The 3,034-nt window shown below is 76.8% G+C and carries 4 protein-coding genes; 1 reads left to right on the forward strand and 3 read right to left on the reverse strand.

Annotated features, from left to right (window positions below):
• The 3 genes from RH94_RS41335 to RH94_RS13050 form a co-directional block, all read right to left on the reverse strand.
• The coding region (locus tag RH94_RS41335; RefSeq protein WP_407697306.1) for a sulfurtransferase TusA family protein at positions 1 to 256 on the reverse strand (256 nt) is incomplete at its 3' end.
• Positions 253 to 1,110 (reverse strand): phosphate/phosphite/phosphonate ABC transporter substrate-binding protein, encoded by an 858-nt coding sequence (locus RH94_RS13045; protein WP_073947773.1) that lies wholly within the window; start codon positions 1,108 to 1,110, stop codon positions 253 to 255. The genes RH94_RS41335 and RH94_RS13045, both read right to left, overlap by 4 nt.
• Positions 1,107 to 2,267, reverse strand: a complete 1,161-nt coding sequence (locus RH94_RS13050; protein WP_073947774.1) for an acyl-CoA dehydrogenase family protein — start codon at positions 2,265 to 2,267, stop codon at positions 1,107 to 1,109. The genes RH94_RS13045 and RH94_RS13050 overlap by 4 nt, the downstream gene beginning before the upstream one ends.
• A 215-nt stretch (positions 2,268 to 2,482) precedes the next feature.
• On the opposite strand from RH94_RS13050, the gene RH94_RS38745 reads away from it, so the two are divergent.
• Positions 2,483 to 3,034: thiamine pyrophosphate-binding protein (locus RH94_RS38745; protein WP_267893362.1), on the forward strand; the 552-nt coding region annotated here is incomplete at its 3' end.

Consider the following 3,034-nt stretch of genomic DNA (forward strand, 5'->3'; position numbering starts at 1 on the left):
CCCCGCCGGTCCCGCGCACCACGTGCGCCCGGACCGGCGCGTCGCCGGGCGGCGCGGCCGACATGGGGTGGCCCTCCCGGCGGCACCAGGCGGCCAGGTGGGCGACCAGGGCCGGATCGGTGCCGGACACGGCCAGTCGCCCGCCGGGCGGCAGTGCGCGCAGAGCCCGGTCCAGCAGCAGGTGGGCGCCCCGGTCGAGGCCGAGCCCGGCCAGGTCGAGCAGGGCGGTGCCGGGCGGTGGCGGCCCGGTGGTCACGGGTGGTAGCCGGTGGCCGTGATCCGGCCGTCCGCGTCGTAGAAGCCCTCCTCGTCCACCGCGGCCGTCAGGGCGGCGTACCCGCTCTCCCGCCCGGGCAGCCACCGGGTGAGCCCTTCGAGGTCCATCAGGTGACGCACCTCGAGGTCCGCGGCGGACATCGACAGCAGCAGCGCGGTGAGGCGTTCGCCGGGCTCCGGGCCGAGGGACGGCCCGGCCGCCAGGACGCAGTGGTCGAAGGGGGCGGTGCGGGTCAGCAGGCGGGTGGCGCCGGGAGGCAGGGTGCCCTCCTGGCCGAACAGCAGGTGGTTGGCGTCGATCATGCAGGCCGCCGCCGCTTCGCCGGCCATCAGGGCGCGGGCCGCGTCCCGTTCGCCGCCGATGTGGTCGCCGTGCAGGCCCACCCCGGTGTCATGGCGTACGACCCGGAAGTCCACGCCGGGTTCGAGGCCGAGTTCCCGCAGGTGGTGCAGGGGCAGCAGGGTCGCCTGCGGCGAGTCGACCGCGCCGACGGCGACGGTCCGGTCCTTGAGGTCGGCGACGGCGCCGATCGGCGAGTCGGCCCGGACGACGACCACCGAGGTCAGGTCCCGGTCGGTGTCCCGCATGACGAGCGGCCGCACCGGCACGCCCGCCGCCCGTGCCAGCCGGCGGGTGCGCAGCCACGCCAGCGGGGAGTGCCAGGCGGCGTCGATGCGGCCGCGCACGAGGTCCTCGGCCTGCCGCTCGTAGTGGGCGTGGAGCACGAAGTCGAAGGGCAGGCCGTGCCGGCGCAGCCAGGTACGGAAACCGGACCAGATGGTGACGACCTTCGGGTCGTAGGCCACGGCCCCCAGGACCAGCGGACTGTTCACCGGGCCTCCTCGAACAGCGGCAGCCCCAGGCCGGCCCGGCCGCAGAAGTCGTGCAGCACCTCGGTGGTCGGTGCCATCACCCGCGCCGCCAGCGCGTCACGGAACCGCCGCTCCACGCCCAGCTCCCGGCGGAAGGCCGCGCCGCCGCACAGCCGCATGGCGCCGTCCGCCACCTCCGCGGCGGTCTCCGCCGCCAGCGCCTTGACCTGCAGCACCCGCAGCCGCGCGTCGGGGCGGTCCGTCGTCAGCGCGGTGAGCGTGTCGTCCAGGAACGCGCGGGCGGCGTCGGCGCGCAGCCGCAGCCGGGCGTAGCCCTGGCGGGCCGTCGGCTGCTGCGCCAGGGACTGCTCCAGGTGCTCCAGGCGGCTGCCGCGCAGGTGCTCGGCCGTCAGGTCCAGCAGCGTGCCGGTCACACCGAGACAGAAGGCCGCGCTCAGGACCAGGAAGACGGGCATGACCAGCTCCAGGGCCGTGTCCAGGCCCTCGCCGTCCCCGCCCAGCAGGGCCGTCCCGGGCACCGTGACGCCCGTGGCGGTGACGGGGCTGGAGCCGTTGCCGCGCAGCCCGAAGCCGTCGTACTCGCCCCGGACGCGCAGTCCCGTACTGCCGCTGGGCACCAGCCACAGCGACATGACGCCGTCGGCCCGCAGCGGCCTGCTGGACCACACGTAGCTGTCGGCCTCCCCGGCGGAGGTGACCCACGACTTCTCCGCGTCCAGCCGGACCGTGCCCGGCCGCCCCGGGGCCGCGGTGCCGCAGGGCGCCCAGAAGTGGCTGCGCGATCCGCGTTCGGAGAACGCCAGCGTGCTCAGGTGCCGGCCCTCGGCGACCGCCCGGCGCACGTCCCGCGGCCCGTACCGGTCGATGACGGTGACGGCCGCGTAGTGCATGAGCAGGACCATGGCCGTGGACCCGCACGCCCCGGCCAGCCGCTCCACCACGCCGGCCGCCTGCCGCAGGTCGCCGCCGCCCCCGCCGTCCTCGGGGGAGCCGAGCAGCCCCAGCAGCCCGGCCTCGGCCAGGGCCCGCACGCCCTGCCCCGGGAACCGGCCGGTGCGGTCCACCTCGTCGGCGAGCGGCCCCACCGTCTCGCGAAGCACCGCCTCGAAGCGCTCGTCCGTGACGGGGGCCGGCGGGGTCTCGGTGAATGCGCTCATACGGCTCCCTCGCAGGTGGGTGGAGACTCCGGGTGCTGCGGGTCACCCAACCAGGACCGGCGCCGTCCACGGGGGAGCGCACGCCCGTCCACGCGAAAGAATGATCATCAGATCACGACGGGGCGAGAGGCCCGCGGTGATCACCGGCGGTTTGGCGGCGCGGGGGCGGGCTACCCGGTGCCGCGATCCTCGGCTCCCAGCTGCGGGAGGTGCACGTGGCCGGCGTTGGTGAGCTCATCGCGGCACGCCTGCGGGCGTGGGGGGTGGACCGGGTCTTCGGCGTCCTGGGACCGGACGTCGACGCCCTGCTCGGCGCGCTCGGCGACGAGCACCACGGCCCGGAGTTCGTCCAGGCCCGGCACGCGGAGTCCGCCGCGCTCATGGCCTGCGCCCACGCCAGGTTCACCGGCCGGCCGGGCTGCTGCCTCGCCCCGGCCGGCTCCGGCGCGCTGCACCTGCTCAGCGGCCTGTACGACGCCGCGCTGGACCGGCAGCCGGTCGTGGCGCTGGTGGGGGAGGACCGGCCTTCCCCGGACGCGGACGTCCGGCGGCGCGCCGTCCCGGCGGCACGGCTCTTCGCGGACGTGTCCGAGTTCTGCGAAGTGGTGTCCGAGCCGGGGCAGGTGCGGGACGCGCTGGACCGGGCGGCACGCGCCGCGCTCACCGGCCGGGGCGTCGCCGTGCTGATCGTGCCGCGAGCGGTCCTGCGGACCGAGGCCGTACCGGAACCCGCGCACGGGGGCAGGCCGGCCGACGCCCCCGTCGGC

Source organism: Streptomyces kebangsaanensis (genome assembly GCF_001906585.1).
In the GTDB taxonomy this organism is placed as follows: domain Bacteria; phylum Actinomycetota; class Actinomycetes; order Streptomycetales; family Streptomycetaceae; genus Streptomyces; species Streptomyces kebangsaanensis.